Source organism: Pontiella desulfatans, assembly GCF_900890425.1.
In the GTDB taxonomy this organism is placed as follows: Bacteria; Verrucomicrobiota; Kiritimatiellia; order Kiritimatiellales; family Pontiellaceae; genus Pontiella; species Pontiella desulfatans.
Map to the genome: position 1 here is coordinate 2,742,209 of NZ_CAAHFG010000001.1, position 21,142 is coordinate 2,763,350.

The following is a 21,142-nucleotide window of genomic DNA, read 5'->3' on the forward strand; positions in this document are numbered from 1 at the left end:
ACCCCGCATCAACCCCAACCACCCCGTCGCGCCATCCCGGCACGGCGGGTTTTTAGTTTAAACACACAAAATGGAGAAATGAAAATGGTACTTCAATTACAGACAGAATTGGCGGTCAAAGAGGCTGCTTATGACGGAACTTTGCTGACGTCACCGGAACATGTTGAAGCGTATTTGAGTGAGCTGAAGTCGGCTGCTCAAGAAGCGTTTGTGGTTATTGCGTTGAATGCTAAGAACCGGGTGATCGAGAAACATCTGGTTTCATTGGGCACCGTATCATCGGCGCTGGTCCATCCTCGTGAGGTGTTCCGGCCGCTCATTCAAAGCGGAGCATCGTACACCATTTTGGCGCACAACCACCCCAGTGGAAGTCCTTCTCCCTCTTGCGAAGATCTGAAAATTACGAGACAGCTCATCGCAGCTGGCGAGATCATGGGCATCAAAGTGCTCGACCATATCGTCATCGGCGACCGGGCCGTATCGTTGCGGGAAACCGGGCTGTGTCACTTCGGGTAGGAAGGAGCGAACCATGAAAGAATATGGAGCCTACCTGACGCCGGAGAAGTTGATAGCGATAGAGCTGCCTGTCAGGCATCACGACAGTGCCGTGCATAACCGGAAGATGCGCCGGGCTAAGGCGGATCTGCTGGCGATGAACCTGCGCCACTACATCGACCTCGGAGCAATGAAGCCCGAGGACCGGTGGGAGATGGAGAAAGCCGTAGAGGTGCTGAGAAAACAATCAAAGTAGAAAGGAGTGCATATGCCTAATCACTGCAACAACGAAGTAACCCTGCACTGCCGGACGGAGGAGATTGCATTGCGCATTAAAGCGCATCTGGCCGGCAAGGAATCACTGTTTGATTTCACGTCGCTCCTCCCTACCCCGGAGGAGCTGCTGGAGTCGACGGATGATCCCGAGGTTAATGCCCGGCGCATAGCCCAATACGGTCATGACGGCTGGTATGACTGGCGCGTAGCAAACTGGGGTACCAAGTGGAATTCCTATGACTGTACGCTGGATGATTCAAACATCCGCAACGGAAGGCTGAACTATTGCTTTCTTACGGCATGGTGCCCCCCGGAAGGCATCTGCCGCAAGCTCAAGGAATACATCACCGCCCACGCGCTGGATATCGATGTTAGCTGGTTCTACTACGAACCGATGAACGGCATCCGGGGTCATCTGGAACAGGAGGTAGGACATGGCGAAAGTCGTAATCAAAACGCCTGATGGCAAGTATGTCGGTGGCGGCAGCAGAGAGACTGAACTCGTGGATCGTATCACCCGGGCCTACCTCTATGAGGACGGACCGGAGGTTGATTCCGAGATCAGCATCGTGAACGCCGTACATGGCTGGCAGTGGAAAAAGGTCGATGCGGAGCAAGAGTATGACCGGCAGCTGGCCGGTGCAGGTCCCTGATATACATCAACTGTTCCAACTGTTGAATGATCGGCATGCCCGTCTTCCGGCAGTTGGCTCAGTTGCGGACATGATCTGAACTGTTCCAACTCTCGACAGACAGCGAACACGAAACCGCGGCAGTTATGACAGTTACGAACACATCAGCTATACGCACCGCCAAGCGCTCATAGGAAGCGCGATAAAGTGGCCGCCTCCAATCCGGGAGGCGGCCTGCTGTATTTACAAACCCGAAGGAGAACCACGATGAACAGCATGATAGAACTCAATAATAACAAGCATACCAAGCCGGACTTTACCGGGCTGAAGTCCGTACTCGCCTGCACCTCCAAAGACCCTACCCGGCATGTTCTCTCCAAAGTGCTTATAGAGACGGACGGTGATGACGGCATCACCATCACCGCAACGGATGGCAGACGCATGCGCAGTGACCGGTTCAATCTGGAGGCCGAACCGGGCCTTTACGATATAAAGGTTAATTCCGCAAAGGCGATCTTTCTTACCCGGTGCCAGGAGGAGCTGACCTTCCCGAGCTATCGGCAGGTTATTCCCAACCACACTGACGATGCCGCCTACACCCTCAATGGCAACGGTAAACAGTTTGTGCTGCGTGCCTGCGCCGGACTGGGATGCTGGGTTGATCCTAAACTGGTGCAGCTGGGTGACGATGAGGCCGTTACGCTCCATATCCAGAAGATCGATCCCAAGCGGTCTCCGGTGCTCGTGACGAATGAGACGACCACCCTGGTGGTCATGCCGATGATGCTTGACCACTACTGGATTCAGCAGCTTGAAGCCATTCAGCAGGAGCGGATGCTTCAGGCGATGAAGGAGAAGGAAGAAAGGATCGCGGCATAGCAGAAAACAGGAAGACGACAAGGCCACCCACCCCGGGCGGTCTTTTTTATGCCCACACCAAACCAAAGGAGACAACCAATGAGTGCTTATCAGAAGATTAATGAAATGATTACCGCCCGATTGATCGAACGCATAGAAGCAACGGGAGAGCTGCCCTGGAAGAAGCCGTGGACATCGGTATCGCTAATGCCGAAGAACCTGGTTACGGGAAAAAACTACCGCGGTGTGAATGTGTTTTTGCTGCACATGCTCGGTTACGCCAACCCCTGCTTCCTATCGATGAAGCAAGTCAATGCGATGGGAGGCAAAGTCCGTAAAGGCGAGAAGAGTTGCCCTGTAATTTTTTGGAGATTCATTGAAGCCAAGGAAAACACTCCTGATCAAAAAGGCTATGCGATGCTCAGGTATTACCGAGTATTTAACGTAGAGCAATGCGAGGGACTGCCAGCAAGTAAGGTCCCGGCGATTGAGATCCCCACAAGGGAGCATGAACCCTTGAAGGTAGCGGAGAGTCTAGTCGCTTCAATGCCCAACCCGCCGCGGATCAACAATGCCCGCACATTGGCCTCATACAGTCCATCGATGGATCTAGTGTCGATGCCCTGTCCAGAGTGGTTCACCAGTGGCGAAGAGTATTACGGCGCGCTGTTCCATGAACTGGCGCATTATGCCGACACTGGGATTATGCCGTACCGAATGATTTCACCCTTGCAGTCAAAGGGTGTTCGGTACGGCCATTAGGCATAATTATAGGCCTTCGAGGAAGGCGAGTAGCTTGTCAGCGGGGAGATACCGCCCTGGTTTCGAGGCCGTTGCCATCACTTTTTCCAACGCCTTTTCCTTAAGGTGCAGATCGGCGTGCAGGTAGATTCTCGTTGTTTCAACGGATTCATGGCCAAGCCATAGCGAGATAACGGTTTGATCCACCCCGTGGTGCAGCAACTCCATGGCGGTGCTGTGCCGAAGCACATGCGGACTCACCCGCTTGGTCGCCAGCGAGGGGCAGGTTTTCGAAGCCGTGAGCGTATGCTTTCGCACAAGATGTTCCAGGGCGTCTCGACTGAGTTTCCCTCCCCTGATGGTTGGAAAGAGCGGCCCGTCTTCAGTTCCGCCATACCGCCGAAGCCAGTTCTTCATGACCAAAAGGGTTTCTTTCCTGAGAGGCGTGAGGCGCTGTTTTCGACCTTTACCCATACACTGGACATGCGCACCAGTTCCGGCAATGAGATCGCATTGGCATAGGTTGATTAGCTCCGATGCTCGAAGTCCGGTTTGCAGTGCCAGTGTCAGGATGGCATGATCGCGTTGCCCGATCCATGTGGACCGGTCCGGCGCAGACAGCAGCGCATCCATTTCCCGGCGGTCCAAAAACTCCACTGTACGTTGCTCATGGCGCTTGCTGGGCATGGACAGTATTCGCTGGCATTGGAGCAGGTATGCCGGTTCGGTCATGGCCACGAATTTGAAGAAGGACCGGATGGCGGCCAACCGGGCATTGCGGCTGCGGGCGCAGTTGCGGCGCTTGTTCTCAACATAGGCGAGGAAGTCGCCCACCAGTTCGGTATCCAGATCTTCGACCCGGAGTTTCGTCGGCACCTTGCCGTGTTGTTCCCCGGCAAAGCGCAACAGCAGGCGGAAGGTATCCCGGTAGCTGGCGATCGTATTGGGACTTGCGTTTATCTGGATGGTGAGCCGGTCGGTGAAGAACAGTTGAACCAGAGCGGGTAGTGTCAGCGCGTTCATGATTCCACCTCCCTTGCTGCGGATTCTTCCGCACGGCGGGACGCCAGTTCTAGCAGTTCAGGAGCCGCCTCGATGTACCAGTAGGTGTGTGCGGGCTTTTCATGCCCGAGGTAGGTGACGAGCTTGATCATTTCCTGGGCCGGATCCTTTCCATCCCGGTACCAGTTGAGCATCGTGCGGACGGCGAAAGTATGCCGCAGGTCATGGATGCGCGGCCCGCGCCCGTGCCGGAAAAACTTCTGAACCGGTCGCAGCCCGACACGCTGACATACGATGGCGAAGTTGTAGCGGGCGGCGCAGGCGTCCAGCCGTTCCCCATGATCCGAGATAAAGAATGCCGAGGGTGTCGATTCGTTTAGCCGATCCCTTTCGACGGCATAGGCAACCAGCCGTTCCGCTGTATCCGTAGAGACCGGCAGCAAGCGTTCCTTGCCCAGCTTTCCTTTTCGTACGGCAACGACTCCATTCTCGAGATCGACATCGGCAACATTGAGCGAAACGGCTTCGCTGATTCTCATGCCGGTAACGGCGATGAGTCCGAAGAACGTCGAGTAGGTCAGCGGACGGATGCCGTTGCGGGAAGGAAGCTCCGCTGCGGCTTCAACGATCATCTTGATTTCCTCTTCGCTGTAGATGTAAGGCCGGGAGCGGCGGACATGGCCGGGTATCAGTGATTGCGGCGGCACTTCGTGGCGGGGGTCGATGCCGTGCATCCACTGGGCGAAGATTCTGACCACTGTCAGTCGTCTCGACCAGGTTTGCGTGTTTGCATGCCCGAATGCCTCCTTCCAGCGAAGGAAACAGCCGGTGCTGATGTGCGCCGCTTCTTCCTGCTCCATGAACTCGATGAACCTGCGAAGGATTCGTTCATCCGTATTCAGTTTATACCCAAGGCCTCGCCGGATGGACAGGTAGCGCTCAAGCTCTCTATTCAAGGTTTTCATTGGGCACCTCCTTCTCCGGGCCAAGGCAAGGCGATTGATCGCAGGCCGTCCACATCCATCCGCGCATAGAGCATGGTTGTTGTCTGGCTCCGGTGGCGAAGCAGGTTGCTGACCTCGTCGAGTGATGCGCCCTGCCGCACGAGGTTGGTCGCCAGGCTATGCCGCAGTATGTGCGTACAGGTATACGGTATTGGCGGCGTCAGTCCGCTTTTCGCGAACGCTTTCACAAGAACCGTATTCAGTACCTCGGCGTTTTTGAATGGCTTGTGCGGCGCGTGGTTCGACACGAAGAGCGTTCTCGACTCCGTGACCCGGTCGTTCCGGATGTACTCCACAATGGCTTCGCCCACGTCGGTCGGAAGGGGAAGCCGGTCATGCCGACCGCCCTTGCCCCTGATGACGATCTCACCGGCCCTCCAGTCGATATCATCGACTTGAATACGGATCACCTCCTGTGGACGCAACCCGAGCCGGGCGAGCAGCAGCACCATCGCATGGTTCCGTCGACTCGTAGGTTTATTGCCACGAACCGCATCGACCAGGACTTCGGTTTGTTCGGAAGTCAGATGCACGGGCAACCGTTTCCCGTAGCACTGGGCCACGCTTGGAATGCCCTTGGCGAGGTTGGCCCCGTTTCGCTTGGTCTGGAACAGGAAGCGAAAGAAGCTCCTCAGGTGAGTGGAAACCGTCTTATTCCGTACCGGCGGTTTTCTGCCGGTTACATGCTGGAGGAAGTCAATGATGTCGGTCGCCGTGATTTTTGAAAGGTCTCCAGGCTCTTCACCGAAGCGGTATTCAAGAAAACGGTTTGCCTGGTGCCAGCAACCAAAGATCGTACTTTCACTCAATCCGCGTTGTCGGCGCAGGTAGGATTCGTATTCCTTACGCAGTTCCTTTCTTGCGATTTCCTTCTCCGTCGGGGGAGGTGGAAGCTGTCCCACTCCCCGGTCATGCAGGAAGCGAACAAAGCGCTTTGCGATCGTGACGGCGTAGTAGTGACGTCCTTCGGGCCATCCCTGCCTGTCCACAAGATCCAGAACCAATGCCTCGTTCAACTCCCCGACGGCGATTCCGTCTGCTTTCATGGTCGCCGCAAGAGCCCCCACGCACCGCATGTATTGCTGGACAGTATTGGTCACATAGTTGTGGCCGACAAGATATTGCCGGAAGGAGGACACGTGCTCCCCGAACAGTTCGCGGGCGGTTACATGGGCTTCATTCGTTGTTTGTTGATGCGTATTCATTTGTTGCTCCTTATCGTTGTTAAGGAGCAAATCGGAAACAAAACACAACATCTTGCAAGATCGATTCTTGCAATGTTATGCCGAATCAGTTTCTCGAATTCACCCGGCAATCAATTCCATTGAAACTCAATTCGGCATAATCCCAGTGTCGGCATAATGCGCCTTATGCCGATATCGGCATAACTCGCACAGTACCGGCCACGAATCCCGCGTCGGGCGCAAGGCAATCATGACTCCGAATGGAGGATTCGGCAGCCATGCTTATAGTCAGGAAGAATTGGTTGCTGAGATGACCTCGGCATTCCTTTGTGGATACGCTGGAATATTATTGTGCACAGAACGTAATTCTGCCGCATACCTCAGAGGTTGGTTAGATAAATTAAAGGCAGATCCTTCGCTCCTGATCAAAGCTGGCAGCGAGGCTCAGAAGGCATTCGATTACATCATGAATACCAAGGCAGTTGAGCAACCTGCAGTGCAGGCAGAGGCGGCGTAACGCAACCGGGGGAGCATCTGAAAACGGTGCTCCCCCACTCTTTAATCAACACTCAGAAAGGAGATAGGCATGGGTTGTTCATTTAATTTTATAGAGCTCAATGCGCAAAAGCGGAATGCGGCGATAGTCGAGGCGAATAGCATCATAGAGCAGGAATGCTACGAACATGGGCACGGTGGCTACACCGGAACGTTTGCGGAGGCACAAGGCTGTGAAGTCGCCAAACATCCTCCCCTGAATAACCGGGAGGCGGCTGAAGAATGGCTGAGCGGTCACGCCCAAAAGTGGGGCCCGGCTCTATTGGTCGTAACCACGGATGGAAACTATTACATGGGAGCCAACTGCTCATCATAACAATGGAGTAATGGAATGGAGATTAAGAAACCACCGACAGGATACTACCGGCAGCTGCTGCCGGCCGAACTGCAGCACATACGGCTGGCGCTGACCAGCCAGCCCATGACGGGCGTGGAAAAGCACCCGGGAATCGCAGAGGAGATGGCGGCCTACTTGGATAAATCAGACGACGAGTACGCGGCGTATTACGCCAACGGGCTTCGAACCGGAGCAATGATCCCGGTCACCCCGCTCTCACAACCATTCAAACAGGGACACTGGGCTCCCGGCGAACTATTCATGAAATCATAGGAGGAGCAATGGCGAAGATACTGAAGGACTCCGAGATGGCTGAAGTAATACACCGTGCGGTACATGACGACGACGTGATCTGCTGCTCGGATGCGTATGCCCACTTCCTGAAAGATCTGAGCGAACTGATCTGCACACACTTCGGCGGTGTACGCGGCATGGTCTCCGGACCAGACTACCCCGGGGATGAGCTCGGATGGACCTGCGGGTTTCTGGTGAATGAGTGCGTGCCATCGGATGGCGGTGTATTCGCCCGGTATGACACCGATGTGGTCTGGTCTGAGGAAAAGGAGGTGCAGGCATGAACCGAGACCGAAGCGGGTAATGCACTCGCCAACAAACGAACAGTTAACGGGGAGCCATGACGGCTCCCCTTCTTTGTAACCAAGGAGAGAACCATGAAACAGAATGAATATGTAAAGGCGTGTCTCGACCGGCTGATTCCTCAGCTGGTCGGATTAACGATTACGGGGGGCGTCGTAGACGACTCCGGTGAATACTGGGGCTTCACCGCCAAGGGACAGCAGAAAGGAAAGGCCGTCGAGCGAACTGTATTTGTGCTCGCTGACCCGGAAGGGAACGCCCCTGGTTGGCTTGAGCTCAATGATGGTATTGAGCCGGATGCACCAGCCCATACCGAGTGGTGCCCGGCCTGCTCGTCGGAAGTATCATACAAGGAACCCAAGCCCTTCCCGTGTCCGGTGTGCGGGGAGATCCTGCTGCCGTGCAGTGCCTGCCTGAATGAACAGGAGGCAAATGACGCGGCATGCTCGGAGTGCCCACGGGAAACCGTAAAGAAAAAGGAGGTAGAGCCATGTTAACGGCAAATAAGAAGTTGTTTGAACTCGGGCAGGTAGTCGCAACACCCGGGGCGCTGGCAGCCTTGGAAAATAATGGACAAAGCGCATCGGAGTTTATCCATCGCCATCAGAGTGGTGACTGGGGCGATCTCTGCGAAGAAGATAAGCAGGCTAATCAGGAGGCACTGGAGAGCGGTGACCGGATCTTATCTGCATACAGACTGGAAGACGGGACTCGCATCTGGATCATCACCGAGGCCGACCGTAGCTCCAGTTGCGTGCTCCTGCCCTCAGAATACTGAAAGGAGGCCCATCATGCCATACCGACACTGCACCGGATGCGGGCGGGCATTCGACCAAAAGGCATACCAAAGAGAGTCGTTCTGCGGAAGCTGCGGAGAGCCTTTGAAAAGCGGCATGCAACGTGACGAACCGCTCGATATTCATCCTTACCGTGATCAAGCTCCGCCGCCCAAGCTGAACATTGAAATAAACGGTCTGCTCGACCAGCTAGGCGAATGCGCGAAGAAACATCCGTTCTGGTTTTCGGCGGGGATGGTGGCCGCCGGGGTCGGCGGCATTATGCTCGGGCCTGGTCTCGTGACATTGGGCCAGGGCGTGATGGTGATCGGCGGAATACTGGTCGCGGCCGGCATGTTGTCGGTGGTGTACATCGAGAAAGCTGAGGCAGAAAAGTTGATCTCTGCCGGTCTGCTGACTCTCGTCGCCGGAGCCGGTATCGTCCTCGTTGGATTCGCGTTGACCACCGCCGGCATTGTGGCGGTGGTCGGCGGGACCGGGGTGGCCACCAAGGCAACCGTGGAGGAGGTCTTGCGGCGAAAGATAGAGAAGCAGATGCGCGAAAAGAGCATCTCCGAATTGATCGGTATATCCCGCCAGCTCAAAAACTGACCACCCGGCCATCGGGCCGGGTTGGTATGGCGCGCTTCGGGGGAAACTCTATGCCCAGCTTCGGTCAAAATATCTGCTAATCGAAACTATTATTAAAACCCATAAGGAGAATGACCATGAATCGAAAAACTGTCACCCGCCTGCTGCTGATCACCGCACTCACCTGTAGCACCGGCACGATGTTCAAACTGCGTTGCACCCACTGCAAAGGCACCGGCTTCCACGCCGGCACCAACATCGTCTGCATCTTCTGCTGCGGGAAGGGTTATAAGTAGTAAACTATGTTCATCTAGGATCTTCCTCCCGCCCTGGCGTAACCGCCGGGGCGGTATTGATTATTTTTACCTATGCGATATGCGGGACGTACCCGAGCAACGTGTGCAACATCCGCATACCCCCTCGCTATCAACTCACCGGTTTTGGAACGGTGTTCCAAAGATCAGGAATCCAGAATCGGTTCGGGGACTTTGCCCACCACCATTGATTTCGGTAGCGGGGATATTGCTCGGCACTAGTTTTGGAACGGTGTTCCGAAGATTGGCGGCTCGAAATTTGCGCCCAATTCTATTTGTTGATCAAACGCGAAGAACGCCTCGGCGGAGTCATTTCGTGGTACTACCGCGACGCTGCATAGTCCTGCTGCTTCCAACATCATAACGCATCTCCCCGTTCATATAGAACGGCTACTCTCGCGCGCCCTGATCGCGGAAACTCAGTTGTTTTTCGACTTTTCATTGCTTCTTTCTATCAACTCCATGACTCCGCCTTCAACTTTTTCATCTCAAGCTCGCCCGTTGAACCCTTTGTTTTTCGCTGATTTGAGCTGCAACACCCAACCGCACCCATCAGGCTGAATGCACTCCGATTCAGTACCTTCATACGCATAGTTGATTTCTTAGGGGTGCGGAAAGGTATCACCTCCCGCAAATAATTGACTGATAGAGGGTTTAGGGGATTTACGATTTGAACAATTTGAAAGAGAATTCTTGGTTTCTGCAGGTGGTTTTCATTCTCATATCGCGATTTTTCATGCCGCGATATGATGCACGAATTCAGATGCTGAAGTATCAGATCAAAATGCTTCGTGATCGAATTGATGATCCGCGAGTAATCACAACTCCGGAAGAACGGGCAGAGTTGATGCGACTGGGTGCGTTGATCGGCCATGAAATCTCCGATATCATGCTCGTTGCCAAACCGGACACCTATAGAGGATGGCTTCGAAAGAAAGCGGGCAAAAAGCCGACGCGCAAGGGTGGTCGCCCAGAAACGGATGCGGGAACCATCAAATTGATTATCAGACTCGCATCCGAAAATCTGGGATGGGGATATAAGCGAATCTTTGGGGAACTGAGAAAACTGGGAGTCACAATTGGTCTGACGACCATCCGTGACATCATGAAGCGAAACAACTTTCACCCTGTACCGGATAAATCGCTGAAGAATCCAGACAGTACATGGTCGAGGTTCATTAGCTCGCACATCGAAACCTTGGTCGCTATCGACTTTTTTACAAAGCCCATTTATACGCTCAAGGGAAAATTCGACGCGCACGTGCTGGTATTTATCCACCTTGGAAGTCGCCGTGTTTTTATGAGTCCGGCTACGTTTCATCCCGATGAAAAATGGGTGCTTCAGCAGGCAAGAAATGCAGCTATGTGGCTCGATGACATTGGAGTCAAGGCAAGCCATTTGATCCGTGACCGTGATGGAAAATTCCCGGACAGTTTCGATGGCTTCTGGGAGTGTTCGGGTACAGAAATTGTGAAAACTCCGCCACGCACCCCTCAAGCGAACGATTATGCTTCATACTGCACCTCATTGGAACATTGGAATCTACGGTTTTGTTTGGCGGCATTGTTTCGCATTGCTTCAACCTTTCATTTTTCTGGATGGTGGTCTTCCTTTAGTTTGTATAAATACCTCTCTCCTCCGCACGCGCGTCTCTCAAATTGGTCTGAACATTTTCTAATTGTTGTTTGAGCGACCCGGTGCTCTATTGCAAGCTCTTTGGCGGTTTTCCACCCCTTGGCGAGGAGCCGGTCTTTGCGGTTGGCAAGTCCGTGGGTGTTGCATATCTTGAATATGATTCTGCGGTTAAACTCGCATCCCGCAGCGGATTTCCGGCCGCGCTGGACGAAGATTTGAACGATTTCGGACTCGGTGTAATGATCCAGTAGGCGGTCGATTTCAGTGATCATCTCTGGCGGGGTCTTGCGCATCTGCCATGCGGTCGGCGGGTGCGGGACGTCCAATGACCGGGTCTGCCCTCCCCTGAACCGTATCTGAACACGGGCATATTCGGGAAAACGCGTAAGTGTTACGTCTTCGATGAGCAGGCGGGCCATGCGCTTGCGCTGCTTGTCGGAGGTTGATGGATCGTTCCATATGCGTGGGAAGTCCTTGGCAAGCGCGCGTATCTTCCGACGGGCTGCCTCATCCAGGTTCAGACGGTCCTTTTCCCGTTGCTCTTCGTAATCCTGTTGCATGCGGGTTGCCTCACGGAGCTTCTCGTTCCAGTCCGCTTCGAGCTGGTCGGCAACCAGGCGGTTGCGCGGATCGACATTCATGAAGCGTTCGCGGGCCAGGTCGGCCTGGTAACGGGCTCGATCGACACCTTGGCGGCGAATGGAGTCGGCCTCCTCAAGCCTGGCCTGCACTTCATGCTGTACGTGCATGGAGAGATCGAGCGTCATAGGCTCGACAAGTTCGAGCAGGAGTTCGCCGACGGCGCGGTCGATCCCGCCCCCGTTCATGGCCTGGCATTTATCGGCTCCGTATTGGGTGGATTTGCTCTGGCAAAGGTAGTCCGGGACGGTTTTCCCGTGCCCTGAGTGGTACTTGACAGTCATCCGTTTTCCACATACTCCGCAACCGACCATTCCCTGCAGAAGCGCAGGACCTTCTCCCGGCGGATGGTCGCGCCGGTCGCTGCCGTGGGCCTTGGCGCAGGCCTGCAGGGTTTTAAGGTTGTCGTTGTATTCCTGCCAAGTGATATAACCGGCATGGGCATCGGGGATGACCACATCCCATTCCTCCATCGGCTTGGGTTTGGTTTGCGCAGGGCCGTTTATCTGCTTTCGTGTTTTGGTACGGCCAAACACATAGACTCCAGCATAACGCGGATTGCGCAGGGTATGCACCGCCCGTGAATGCGAAAGGGGCGTCCAATCGATCTGGCCGCGGTTCGGCCCGTTTTTAAGGGCTCGGGGAAACAGAATCTTTTGTTCGCGAAACCATTTCACCACCCCCATGGCTGATCCGGTGCGCCGATAGGTTTTGAAGAACACGCCAATCACCTCCTGTACCTGCCGATCCGGATGCAGGACGACCTGGTCGCGCGCGTCGTAACAAAAACCGACAGGCAGGGGCATGCGCAGCTCTCCGCGTCGCGCTTTGTTCATAAGCCCTCCCTGCAAACGCGCACGCAGCACATGCAGCTCCGCCTCGCTCATCGTGCCCTTCATGCCCAACAGCAGGCGGTCGTTGAAATCGGCGGGGTTGTACAGGCCGTCTTCGTCAAGGATCAGCGTATCGGTGAGCGCGCAGATTTCCAGCAGGCGGTGCCAATCGCTGGAGTTACGCGCCAGACGCGACACCTCAAGCCCCAGTACAATTCCCGCCTTGCCCATCCCCACATCACCTACCAGACGCTGAAACCCTTCGCGGTCGGTGGACGCGCCGGACTTACCGAGATCGGTATCGATGACGACGACGCGGTCGTCCGGCCAGCCCAGCGCCACCGCCCGGCGGCGCAGATCATATTGGCGACGCGTACTTTCCGTATTATGAAGAACCTGTTGCAATGAAGACTGGCGGATATAGAGATATGCATCGCGCCGAAGGTGATCACCGGTTACTTTCTGCCGAGTGCTTTCCATCAGACCACCTCCCCGCCCAGAACGCCCAGTACCATTCCCGCCAGCGCCATGACCATGGAGCCCTGCACGGATGCGGGTAGCGAAACCGGCTCCCCGGATTCAACACGTTTTCCCTGCGCAGGAAGAACCTGCTCCCAAGCCTTCAGCCAGGCAGCGAAACCGCAGCTGACGAACAAAGCCATTCCCCAGCGTCCCTGCGCATAGAGGGGCGATTCCAGAGCGAGCCTCCGCAACCGCTCATACCCCGCGCACGAGTCTACGCCGGTTGCCGCACGCCCTACATCAAGAGCCCTTTTTTTGCACCCTTCGCCAACGCACGCTCGATGCTGCGCGGATGCACCGTCAGGCCGAAGCGGCCCAGCACCCGCTCGGCCAACTCCGGCGTACGCAAGGCCGGCTCCTTCACTAAGGCGGACCGCATGAAACCCAGCACCTCGTCCGTCAACTTGTGCCCGTGTCTGGGGCCGCGCGGGCGAGGCAACAACCCGTTCATTCCCTCGCGCGTCCATGCCCGCTGAATGTCGTAGAACGCCACCCGCGAAAAGCCGAAGTCCGCCGAGGCCTGCGCAACGCTCACCCCGTCTTCGTGCACGCGGCGAAGCATCTCGTACTTCACCTGCACCACGTCCCGCGCGTCGAAAAACTCGCACGATCCGAACAACCCGTCCGAGATCCGCGACGCCCGCGCATTGAACGTTCCGCTCTCCCGCAACACCTCTTCCTTCTTCCGCTCTTCGCTTCCCATAACATGCTCCTTTTCGTTCATGCACCCTATCTGTAAAGAACATTACGCCGTACAAAAGCAAAAAGACAAGACTATTTTGCCGCGTATACCCTGACAACAAAGGGGATACATCGCATAAATACAGGCCAGAAACAGCATTAACATGAGAATACAAAGGCATAATACGCTTTACATTAGTGACATATTTCGCCTTACACACTTCGTAGGGATATTTACGTGTTATCATCGCCCACCTCCCTCTGCGAATCCAGATAGCGAACGAGAGCCAGCAGGTCCTCGCATCGGAACAAAGCGAGACCTTCACTCAACTCGAAAAAAGGATCCAGAACGGACAACGACGTCCATGCAAGGGGAATCGAGGCCAGACGGCCCGGGCCGTTGCGAAAATACACGCACTCCTCGCTCCAGTTGCGCCGCACCTCCACAACAGGGAATAGCCTCCCTGCCAATGGATGGAACGGATGGGTTACACAAAAAGTTTGTGCTTCAAATTCCCCATGAGGTGCAGTTGATTGCACTTCCAAACGGATTTTGTGAGTGCTATATCGGAAAAATTAAAAGCGAGTGCCTTAATTCTTTTATCTGCTTCAGTATGGATCAGCTGGACTATATCAGTCGCGAATGGTTGAAATACTATCACAACCACCGACCGCATCAGGGAAAAGATATTGGAAACAAGATTCTTCGACCGGATTTCAAGCCCACGGACAAGGGCGAGATCAAACGCGAGCAACGACTCGGCGGAGTCATTTCGTGGTACTATCGAGCGCAAGCTTGCGCCGCATAATTTCCACCGGAAATAATGAGCGGAGCGAATGGTTAACCCGCATAGTCCTGCCATTTCCAACATCAAAGTTCACCTCCCCGTTCATGTAAAACGGAAGCTTCCTTGCGCCTTGATTGCGTGGATTTACCTGTTTCCAGGAGTTCCATCGTATTTTTCTATCAATTTCCCTGTTCCGTTTCCTGAATTATCAGCTCAATCACGCTCATTCCGCAGCCAGTTTCACCTATCTTCGGTACGCCACACCAATCCGCACCCACCAGGATCACCGTACTCAAAGTAATCGTCGCAGCGGAGGTGTCCGAATCCGTGCTGCGCGAGCTCGCGGAACGAACGCGCGACCGCTTGCTGCAGTCCAAAGGTATTACGCAACTGGAGCTCACCAACGTCCGAAGTCTGGAGGTCGCGATCGAGGTCAAACAGGATAAACTGCGCGAGCTCAATCTTTCGCTACAGGATGTTTCCGACATCGTCGCGCGTAATTCAGTCGAATTGCCGGGCGGAGGCATGAAAACCACCAGTGGCGAGATTCTCGTCCGCGTTAAAGACCGGCGCGATCTCGGCCGCGAGTTCGCGAACATCCCAATCGTTACCTCCGCGGACGGCACCCAATTGCTGCTCGAAGATATCGCGGAAATCAAAGACCGCTTCGACGAATCGGACAAATTCACCTTCTTCAACGGTAAGCCCGCGATGTCCCTCACCATTTACCGCGTGGGCAAGGAGACGCCGTTGACCGTGGAAGCGGCGGTAATAGAAGTCCTCGAGGAACTGCGGGACACCATGCCGGATGGTGTGGAGTTCACCATCTGGGATAACCGGGCCGACAGCTTCCGCGGTCGGATGTCGTTGTTGCTCAAAAACGGAGCGCTCGGGCTCCTGCTGGTGTTCGTTCTGCTGAGCGTGTTCCTCGAGATGCGCCTCGCATTTTGGGTGATGCTCGGTATTCCCATCTCCTTCCTTGGCACGTTCCTGTGCATGTCCGCGATGGACGTGAGCCTGAACATGATCACCATGTTCGCGTTCCTGATCGCGCTGGGCATCGTGGTGGACGACGCGATCGTGGTGGGCGAGAACGTGTATCATTATCACCAAGACGGCATGCCGTTTCTGGACGCGGCGATCAAGGGCGCGCGGCAAATCGCGATTCCCGTCACGTTCAGCATCCTAACCAATATCGTGGCGTTCATGCCGCTCTATTTCGTACCCGGCTCCCTGGGGAAATTCTTCATGAATATTCCGTTAGTGGTGTGCGCGACCTTCGCGATCTCGCTGATCGAGGCGCTCTATATTCTTCCCGCCCATCTCGCGCATCAGAATGATAAGAAAAAACCGGGGCGGCTCCATCGACTGCAGCAACGCTTCAGCAACACCTTCACGCGCTTCATCCAAACCAAATACGGCCCATTTCTCGACACGGTTCTCCACTACCGCTACTTCACCTTCAGCATCGGCCTCGTGATTCTGATCGTGACGTTGGGCTACGTGAAAAGCGGCCGCATGGGCTTCGAGATGTTCCCCAGCGTCGAGTCCGATATCGGCCTCTGCAGTTACCAGCTCCCCTATGGCGCGCCCGTGGAAAAGACCAAAGCCGTGCACGACCGCGTCATCGCGGCTGGGAATAAAATCGCCCGGGATATTGAAAACGAAACGGGTAAAAAACTCGTCAAAGGCGTCTTTTCCACCATCGGCATTGGCCGCGGCGCCTCCGGCGGACATACCGCGAGCATTGAGTTCGAACTGCTCGCTCCCGATACGCGTCCCGTCTCCACGCAGCAGTTCGTCGATCGTTGGCGCGTCGCCAGTGGGAAAATCGGTGGCTTGAAGACTCTGCGGTTTCGCTCCTCCTACGGCGGTCCCGGCGGCCGCGGCGAATCCCTCACCGTCGATCTCTCCCACCGCGATATGAACGTGCTCGAGCAAGCCAGCAAAGACGTCGCGGCCCGGCTAAGCGAATACCCCATGACGCGCGACATCGACGACGGCTTCACACCCGGCAAACCGCAGATCGATTTCTCCATCAAACCGGAGGGCCGCAGCCTTGGACTCACCTCGCGTGAAATCGCGCGGCAGGTCCGCAACTCCTACTACGGTTCCGAGGCGATCCGGCAGCAACGCGGCCGCAACGAAATCCGCGTGCGCGTGCGCCTCCCGGAAGCTGAACGCGACACCGAATTCAGCCTGGAGGAAATGATCGTCCGAACGCCCGCGGGCACCGAAGTATCCTTGCGTGAAGTGGTCAACGTTGATCGCGGGCGCGCCTACACCTCTATCGCCCGGCGCGATGGCCGACGCGTCATCACCGTGACCGCGGACGTCAAACCGCGCGACCAGGTTCCGCGGATGCTGACCGTGCTCACCGAGGAGATCCTGCCCGACGTCATGCGTAAACACGCGGGGCTCTCCTTTTCGTTCGAGGGGCGTCAGGCCGACCAACGCGAAAGCCTTGGCGGACTCTTCGCCGGCCTGAAGCTCGCGTTGGTTCTGATTTACGTTTTGCTCGCGATCCCTTTCAAGAGCTACTGGCAACCGCTGATCATCATGGTCTCGATCCCGTTCGGCGTCATTGGCGCGGTCATCGGCCATATGATTCTCGGATACAGCCTTAGCCTGATGAGCCTGTTCGGCATCGTCGCGCTTTCGGGCGTGGTGGTGAACGACTCGCTGGTCTTCATCGATTTCGCAAACCAAAAACGCCGCGAGGGCGCGGACATGCACGACGCGGTCATCGCCGCGGGCGTGCAGCGCTTCCGGCCCATCGTCCTGACGACGCTCACCACCTTCTGCGGCCTGATGCCGATGATTCTGGAAACCTCGCGTCAGGCCAAGTTCCTGATTCCCATGGCGATCTCGCTCGGATTCGGCATTCTCTTCGCGACCGGCATCACCCTCCTGCTCATCCCCTCGCTTATCCTGATCCTCGAAGACTGCGGAAAGGGCGTGAAACGCTTCCTCAACTGGCTTTTCGCGCGGGATGAGCGAGATAACGAGGCGTGACGATTTAAAACGTAAGGATCACGGCCGACCTAAATCAGCCCGCGGCGTATCAGATTCGTTGCCCTTGTTTCTGCTGCGAAGCCGCTGTGGAAATGAAACGGCATATTTTACCGTGTCGGCGGATCTTCCGCAGCCCCGGATTGCCCATGACGTTCTCTCCCATTCAACTTCATAACCAGGAAGTTACCCCACTGAAACAAAAGATCCTGGGGTGCGCGGTGTCATGGGTTTAGGTGACATGACATAGACGTCGTCCTCTATTATGCTATTTTTCAAATGCGCTACAAGCAACGCATCAACAAGCAGTCGGGCAAAGCCCGGCACACAACAATAGGATCGAGGCGATTTGACAACGCCCAATTTTAAGGCGAAATAATTTGCAAAAAGCCTCATCCAGGACGTTCAACAAGGAATAAGGAAATGATACATAGAACCCAAACAAGTACTCGGTCGCTGATCTACATACTTTTGTCCGTGATATTAAGTGCTTTTACACCCTCTTCATTGGGCGCTGCGGATTCGCTGGACGAGATGTTTATCAACCCACCTCAGATTGCCAAACCGCAGGTATGGTGGCATTGGATGTACGGAAATGTGACCAAAGAAGGGATCACTAAGGACCTGGAGCAGATGCAGGATATTGGCATCGGTGGCGTAACTCAATTCCATAATGCGTGGACCGAAGGCGGAAAGGGAACACGTGCAACTCCGCGCGGTCCGGTCCGTTTTATGAGTCCGGAATACCGGGAATTGGTAAGCTATGCGCTCAAAGAATGCGAGCGCCTGGATATGACCATGGGGCTTCAAATCTGTGATGGATTCAGCCAGACCGGAGGTCCATGGATCACCCCGAATACGGGCATGAGGGAGCTTCGATGCAAGAAACTTCCTGTAAAAGGTGGAAAGACACTAAGCTATACAGTACCCGATAACACGGTGTTGATTCTTGCTTATCCGGGAACGATTGAAACTCCCCAAGGTGAAGAAGCGGTTAACAGTCCCATGATCAAGCCCAGAAATCCGTACCTCAAGAAAAATGAAGGAGAGGCTGGGACGGCGATTGAAAGCAATAAGTTCATCAATTTGATGGCTCAGCTGCAAGCAGACGGGACCTTGACATGGGATACACCAAAAGGGGATTGGGTTGTATTGGTTTTCCATCATGTGCTTAACCCGGCAGTCAATCACCCCGCTTCACCAGAGGGGCGTGGGTTGGAGTGTAGCAAGCTGAATAGCGATGCCGTCGATCTGGTTTATGACAAAGTTGTCGGGCCGTTGATTGAAGATGCCGGTGATTTGGCAGGGAAGACCCTGAAACATGTTCTGATCGACAGTTGGGAATGTAAGTATCAATCGTGGTCAAAGGAGTTTGCAGAAGAATTTAAAAAGCGCAGGGGCTATGATCCGGCTCCTTATCTACCTGCATTGGCTAAAATTCCGGTGAACAGTGTGGAGGAATCGAACCGTTTCCTTTGCGATTTCCGGATGACTCTGGATGACCTGCTGGCAGAAGAATATTATGGTCATGTTCGTGATCGTTTGCATGAAAAAGGTATGCAATTGCATGCGGAAGTTCTCTACGGTTGGGACCAGATGTTCGGAAACTCGATTCGCCAATACGGCATATGCGACGTGCCCATGAATGAGATCTGGATGAGACGAAATATTTTGCGCGAACGCGCATTTACTGGCTATGCCGCAACTGCCGGACACGTGTATGGAAAATCCATTATCAAAGACGAGTCCTTCACGGTGGGGGGAGCAATGGGAGACTTTTCCTATGTGCCGGAAGATTTAAAAAGCACAGCTGATTTTCTTCTGTGCAGAGGAACAACTAAATTTGTGCTTCATACCTCGACGCATCAACCCTATGACGAGAAGCCAGGATGGACCCATGGATGGAACGGCGTAAACTTTCATCGCGGCAATACCTGGTGGCCTTATGCCGACGGATTTGTAAATTATCTTGGCCGGACTTCCTATATGCTTCAGCAGGGCTTATTTGTGGCCGATGTCTGCCGCTATGTGGGACACGAAGATACATTCAGCAAAATGTTCGGAGAAATGTCCCTTGAAAACCTGCCGGAAGGCTACCGGGCCGACCATTGCGATAATACCGTGCTGTTGGAGCGGATGGATGTAAAGGATGGTCGGATTGTGTTGCCGGATGGAATGTCCTATGCCGTTCTACTGTTGGCCGACAAAAAGACCATGTCTCCGGAAGTTCTTCAAAGGTTAACCCGGTTGGTAGAGAAAGGGGCGACCGTAATCGGGCCCAAACCGGAAACCGCGCCAGGGTTAACGGACTATCCGCAATGTGATGAGACGGTGCGTAAGTTGGCGGACAGGCTTTGGGGCCCATGTGATGGCAAGACGATTACGGAATCCAGGTTCGGCAAGGGCCGCGTTGTCTGGGGCAAGCCACTTCCTGAGTTATTAAAAGAAATGAAGCTGCAAGCGGATTTTTCCTATACGACAAAGTCAAATAAGAGGATCAACTTTATTCATCGCACACTACCGGATGCAGAGATCTACTTTATTGCGACAGCCGGCAAGGGCTGCATGGTGGATTGTTCATTTCGCGTAACGGGAAAACAGCCGGAATTGTTTGACCCACTGACCGGAGAGGTCAGCGACATTGCCGTATATGACGACCAGGACGGACGCATTCGCATCCCGATTCAGCTTGAAGCCCAGGGTTCCAAAATAATTGTCTTCAGGAAAAACGCCAAGGACTCTGTCGTAGAGATCAAGCATGACGGTGTCATCGTGTTTGCGCCAGACAAACGGTTAAGTAAAGACTTTGCTTCCCTGCCGGCCACATTCAAGCTTACATCCGACGGCTCCATCGCCGTAATTCAACAGTCTGACTGCGGTGCGTTGGAATGGAAAACGGCTGCCGGCAGGAAAGGGAAACTCCCGCAGGCGCGCCTTCCGAAATCGCTAACTCTTTCCGGACCATGGAACGTTCGGTTTGAAGAAGGGCGTGGTGCACCAGCTGAGATAACATTAGATAAACTGGCATCGTGGTCCGAGCATACGGATAGTGGCGTCAGGTATTTCAGTGGCGAGGGAACCTACAGAAAGGCCTTCACCTTGCAAAATGATTTTCTAAAGAACACACGTATCTCACTTGATCTCGGAGATGTTAAAGGCTTGGCCGAGGTGCTGGTAAATGGGGAATCTGCCGGGACGCTCTGGCGCTCGCCTTTTGTCATCGATATCACAATGCTTGTTCAGGCAGGAAAGAACGATCTCTCCATCAAAGTAGTCAATACATGGGTCAACCGACTGATAGGCGACAAAAACGTTCCGAAAGACGAACGGATCGGCCAAATAGTTCCTACCGACCCAACGTGGTACAAGGCAACGTCCCCACTGCATCCATCAGGGCTGCTGGGGCCGATTTACATACGTGCTTCTCAGGAATATATCCTGCCTCAGAAGTTGAGAAACCAGTAAGATTCTAATCGTTCGCCGTCATGATAGAACCCGAAGTGATTGCAGAACAAACCAAGAAAGGAAAACGAAATTATTTTGAGAAGCCTAGTTGTATGTGCGGCGGTAAACCGCGCGCGTGACCACTGACGTTCGGCATTGAAGGAAGACTATGACATTTAGGGTTACCAGAAGTATGAGACAACTCCACAACAGCTCTCGAAAAAG

Annotated in this window: 24 protein-coding genes and 1 pseudogene; 18 read left to right on the top strand and 7 right to left on the bottom strand. The window is 54.5% G+C overall.

From position 1 onward, the window contains the following. Window positions 1-78: 78 nt before the first annotated feature. The 6 genes from E9954_RS09630 (at window position 79) to E9954_RS09655 (ending at window position 3,023) form a co-directional block, all read left to right on the top strand. Window positions 79-516: a JAB domain-containing protein gene (locus E9954_RS09630; protein WP_136078969.1), complete on the top strand. Its 438-nt coding sequence runs from the start codon at window positions 79-81 to the stop codon at window positions 514-516. 13 nt (window positions 517-529) lie between these two features. Continuing rightward, on the top strand, window positions 530-751 hold the full coding sequence (locus E9954_RS09635) for a hypothetical protein (protein ID WP_136078970.1): 222 nt from the start codon (window positions 530-532) through the stop codon (window positions 749-751). Window positions 752-763: 12 nt separating this feature from the next. Further along, window positions 764-1,234 carry a hypothetical protein gene (locus E9954_RS09640; RefSeq protein WP_136078971.1) on the top strand — a complete coding sequence of 157 codons (471 nt, stop codon included), beginning with the start codon at window positions 764-766 and terminating at the stop codon, window positions 1,232-1,234. Continuing rightward, window positions 1,206-1,424, top strand: coding sequence for a hypothetical protein (locus E9954_RS09645; protein ID WP_136078972.1), 219 nt, complete (start codon window positions 1,206-1,208; stop codon window positions 1,422-1,424). The genes E9954_RS09640 and E9954_RS09645 overlap by 29 nt, the downstream gene beginning before the upstream one ends. 246 nt (window positions 1,425-1,670) lie before the next feature. Continuing rightward, the gene (locus E9954_RS09650) at window positions 1,671-2,282 is read left to right on the top strand and encodes a hypothetical protein (protein ID WP_136078973.1); all 612 of its coding nucleotides are present in this window, start codon (window positions 1,671-1,673) and stop codon (window positions 2,280-2,282) included. 78 nt (window positions 2,283-2,360) lie between these two features. Further along, complete coding sequence (locus E9954_RS09655) at window positions 2,361-3,023, top strand: ArdC-like ssDNA-binding domain-containing protein (protein ID WP_168442123.1); 663 nt, start codon at window positions 2,361-2,363, stop codon at window positions 3,021-3,023. Between the two features lie 6 nt (window positions 3,024-3,029). Here the strand turns inward: E9954_RS09655 and E9954_RS09660 are convergent, their stop codons facing one another. From E9954_RS09660 to E9954_RS09670, 3 genes are read right to left on the bottom strand one after another with little or no spacing between them, the layout of a single operon-like run. Continuing rightward, window positions 3,030-4,025 (bottom strand): tyrosine-type recombinase/integrase, encoded by a 996-nt coding sequence (locus tag E9954_RS09660; RefSeq protein WP_136078975.1) that lies wholly within the window; start codon window positions 4,023-4,025, stop codon window positions 3,030-3,032. Further along, window positions 4,022-4,969 carry a tyrosine-type recombinase/integrase gene (locus tag E9954_RS09665; protein WP_136078976.1) on the bottom strand — a complete coding sequence of 316 codons (948 nt, stop codon included), beginning with the start codon at window positions 4,967-4,969 and terminating at the stop codon, window positions 4,022-4,024. Before E9954_RS09665 ends, E9954_RS09660 begins: the two co-directional genes overlap by 4 nt. Continuing rightward, the gene (locus E9954_RS09670; protein ID WP_222847124.1) at window positions 4,966-6,213 is read right to left on the bottom strand and encodes a site-specific integrase; all 1,248 of its coding nucleotides are present in this window, start codon (window positions 6,211-6,213) and stop codon (window positions 4,966-4,968) included. The genes E9954_RS09665 and E9954_RS09670 overlap by 4 nt, the downstream gene beginning before the upstream one ends. A 196-nt stretch (window positions 6,214-6,409) precedes the next feature. On the opposite strand from E9954_RS09670, the pseudogene E9954_RS09675 reads away from it, so the two are divergent. The 9 genes and pseudogenes from E9954_RS09675 to E9954_RS09710 all read left to right on the top strand — a co-directional run. Beyond that, a pseudogene (locus E9954_RS09675) lies at window positions 6,410-6,709 on the top strand (zincin-like metallopeptidase domain-containing protein); the annotation flags it as partial. 69 nt (window positions 6,710-6,778) lie between these two features. Then, complete coding sequence (locus tag E9954_RS09680) at window positions 6,779-7,063, top strand: hypothetical protein (RefSeq protein ID WP_136078978.1); 285 nt, start codon at window positions 6,779-6,781, stop codon at window positions 7,061-7,063. A gap of 15 nt (window positions 7,064-7,078) precedes the next feature. Beyond that, complete coding sequence (locus E9954_RS09685; protein WP_136078979.1) at window positions 7,079-7,357, top strand: hypothetical protein; 279 nt, start codon at window positions 7,079-7,081, stop codon at window positions 7,355-7,357. Between the two features lie 8 nt (window positions 7,358-7,365). Next, window positions 7,366-7,662 carry a hypothetical protein gene (locus E9954_RS09690; protein WP_136078980.1) on the top strand — a complete coding sequence of 99 codons (297 nt, stop codon included), beginning with the start codon at window positions 7,366-7,368 and terminating at the stop codon, window positions 7,660-7,662. Between the two features lie 93 nt (window positions 7,663-7,755). After that, window positions 7,756-8,178: a hypothetical protein gene (locus tag E9954_RS09695; RefSeq protein WP_136078981.1), complete on the top strand. Its 423-nt coding sequence runs from the start codon at window positions 7,756-7,758 to the stop codon at window positions 8,176-8,178. Next, on the top strand, window positions 8,172-8,459 hold the full coding sequence (locus E9954_RS09700; protein ID WP_136078982.1) for a hypothetical protein: 288 nt from the start codon (window positions 8,172-8,174) through the stop codon (window positions 8,457-8,459). The genes E9954_RS09695 and E9954_RS09700 overlap by 7 nt, the downstream gene beginning before the upstream one ends. A 103-nt stretch (window positions 8,460-8,562) precedes the next feature. Then, the gene (locus E9954_RS09705; protein ID WP_136078983.1) at window positions 8,563-9,069 is read left to right on the top strand and encodes a hypothetical protein; all 507 of its coding nucleotides are present in this window, start codon (window positions 8,563-8,565) and stop codon (window positions 9,067-9,069) included. A gap of 116 nt (window positions 9,070-9,185) precedes the next feature. After that, window positions 9,186-9,344: a hypothetical protein gene (locus tag E9954_RS32405; RefSeq protein ID WP_168442124.1), complete on the top strand. Its 159-nt coding sequence runs from the start codon at window positions 9,186-9,188 to the stop codon at window positions 9,342-9,344. A gap of 688 nt (window positions 9,345-10,032) precedes the next feature. Then, window positions 10,033-11,052 carry a transposase gene (locus E9954_RS09710; protein WP_136078984.1) on the top strand — a complete coding sequence of 340 codons (1,020 nt, stop codon included), beginning with the start codon at window positions 10,033-10,035 and terminating at the stop codon, window positions 11,050-11,052. Here E9954_RS09710 and E9954_RS09715 read toward each other — a convergent pair. The 4 genes from E9954_RS09715 to E9954_RS33655 form a co-directional block, all read right to left on the bottom strand. Then, window positions 10,950-12,950 (bottom strand): recombinase family protein, encoded by a 2,001-nt coding sequence (locus E9954_RS09715; RefSeq protein ID WP_136078985.1) that lies wholly within the window; start codon window positions 12,948-12,950, stop codon window positions 10,950-10,952. The genes E9954_RS09710 and E9954_RS09715 overlap by 103 nt on opposite strands. Continuing rightward, window positions 12,950-13,132, bottom strand: a complete 183-nt coding sequence (locus E9954_RS09720; RefSeq protein WP_136078986.1) for a hypothetical protein — start codon at window positions 13,130-13,132, stop codon at window positions 12,950-12,952. Before E9954_RS09720 ends, E9954_RS09715 begins: the two co-directional genes overlap by 1 nt. A gap of 95 nt (window positions 13,133-13,227) precedes the next feature. Beyond that, window positions 13,228-13,695 carry a helix-turn-helix domain-containing protein gene (locus tag E9954_RS09725; protein ID WP_168442125.1) on the bottom strand — a complete coding sequence of 156 codons (468 nt, stop codon included), beginning with the start codon at window positions 13,693-13,695 and terminating at the stop codon, window positions 13,228-13,230. A gap of 212 nt (window positions 13,696-13,907) precedes the next feature. Beyond that, the gene (locus E9954_RS33655) at window positions 13,908-14,213 is read right to left on the bottom strand and encodes a DUF5372 family protein (protein WP_136078988.1); all 306 of its coding nucleotides are present in this window, start codon (window positions 14,211-14,213) and stop codon (window positions 13,908-13,910) included. Here E9954_RS33655 and E9954_RS09735 point away from each other — a divergent pair. The 3 genes from E9954_RS09735 (at window position 14,144) to E9954_RS09745 (ending at window position 20,938) form a co-directional block, all read left to right on the top strand. Further along, entirely contained in the window at window positions 14,144-14,482 is a 339-nt protein-coding gene (locus E9954_RS09735; protein WP_136078989.1) for an integrase core domain-containing protein, read from the top strand. The two genes, E9954_RS33655 and E9954_RS09735, sit on opposite strands and share 70 nt — an antisense overlap. Before the next feature lie 204 nt (window positions 14,483-14,686). Continuing rightward, a complete protein-coding gene (locus E9954_RS09740) occupies window positions 14,687-17,476 on the top strand; it encodes an efflux RND transporter permease subunit (protein ID WP_281281233.1) in 2,790 nt (929 codons plus the stop codon). Window positions 17,477-17,896: 420 nt separating this feature from the next. After that, entirely contained in the window at window positions 17,897-20,938 is a 3,042-nt protein-coding gene (locus E9954_RS09745; protein WP_136078991.1) for a glycosyl hydrolase, read from the top strand. Window positions 20,939-21,142: the final 204 nt, after the last annotated feature.

Coding starts and splice junctions, on each gene's coding strand:
- E9954_RS09685 (WP_136078979.1), top strand. CDS start 7,079: ATGGAGATTAAGAAACCACCGACAGGATACTACCGGCAGCTGCTGCCG.
- E9954_RS09660 (WP_136078975.1), bottom strand. CDS start 4,025: ATGAACGCGCTGACACTACCCGCTCTGGTTCAACTGTTCTTCACCGAC.
- E9954_RS09645 (WP_136078972.1), top strand. CDS start 1,206: ATGGCGAAAGTCGTAATCAAAACGCCTGATGGCAAGTATGTCGGTGGC.
- E9954_RS09670 (WP_222847124.1), bottom strand. CDS start 6,213: ATGAATACGCATCAACAAACAACGAATGAAGCCCATGTAACCGCCCGC.
- E9954_RS09700 (WP_136078982.1), top strand. CDS start 8,172: ATGTTAACGGCAAATAAGAAGTTGTTTGAACTCGGGCAGGTAGTCGCA.
- E9954_RS09680 (WP_136078978.1), top strand. CDS start 6,779: ATGGGTTGTTCATTTAATTTTATAGAGCTCAATGCGCAAAAGCGGAAT.
- E9954_RS09665 (WP_136078976.1), bottom strand. CDS start 4,969: ATGAAAACCTTGAATAGAGAGCTTGAGCGCTACCTGTCCATCCGGCGA.
- E9954_RS09715 (WP_136078985.1), bottom strand. CDS start 12,950: ATGGAAAGCACTCGGCAGAAAGTAACCGGTGATCACCTTCGGCGCGAT.
- E9954_RS09735 (WP_136078989.1), top strand. CDS start 14,144: ATGGATGGAACGGATGGGTTACACAAAAAGTTTGTGCTTCAAATTCCC.
- E9954_RS09655 (WP_168442123.1), top strand. CDS start 2,361: ATGAGTGCTTATCAGAAGATTAATGAAATGATTACCGCCCGATTGATC.
- E9954_RS09725 (WP_168442125.1), bottom strand. CDS start 13,695: ATGGGAAGCGAAGAGCGGAAGAAGGAAGAGGTGTTGCGGGAGAGCGGA.
- E9954_RS09650 (WP_136078973.1), top strand. CDS start 1,671: ATGAACAGCATGATAGAACTCAATAATAACAAGCATACCAAGCCGGAC.
- E9954_RS09690 (WP_136078980.1), top strand. CDS start 7,366: ATGGCGAAGATACTGAAGGACTCCGAGATGGCTGAAGTAATACACCGT.
- E9954_RS09635 (WP_136078970.1), top strand. CDS start 530: ATGAAAGAATATGGAGCCTACCTGACGCCGGAGAAGTTGATAGCGATA.
- E9954_RS32405 (WP_168442124.1), top strand. CDS start 9,186: ATGAATCGAAAAACTGTCACCCGCCTGCTGCTGATCACCGCACTCACC.
- E9954_RS09745 (WP_136078991.1), top strand. CDS start 17,897: ATGATACATAGAACCCAAACAAGTACTCGGTCGCTGATCTACATACTT.
- E9954_RS09720 (WP_136078986.1), bottom strand. CDS start 13,132: ATGGCTTTGTTCGTCAGCTGCGGTTTCGCTGCCTGGCTGAAGGCTTGG.
- E9954_RS09640 (WP_136078971.1), top strand. CDS start 764: ATGCCTAATCACTGCAACAACGAAGTAACCCTGCACTGCCGGACGGAG.
- E9954_RS09695 (WP_136078981.1), top strand. CDS start 7,756: ATGAAACAGAATGAATATGTAAAGGCGTGTCTCGACCGGCTGATTCCT.
- E9954_RS09630 (WP_136078969.1), top strand. CDS start 79: ATGAAAATGGTACTTCAATTACAGACAGAATTGGCGGTCAAAGAGGCT.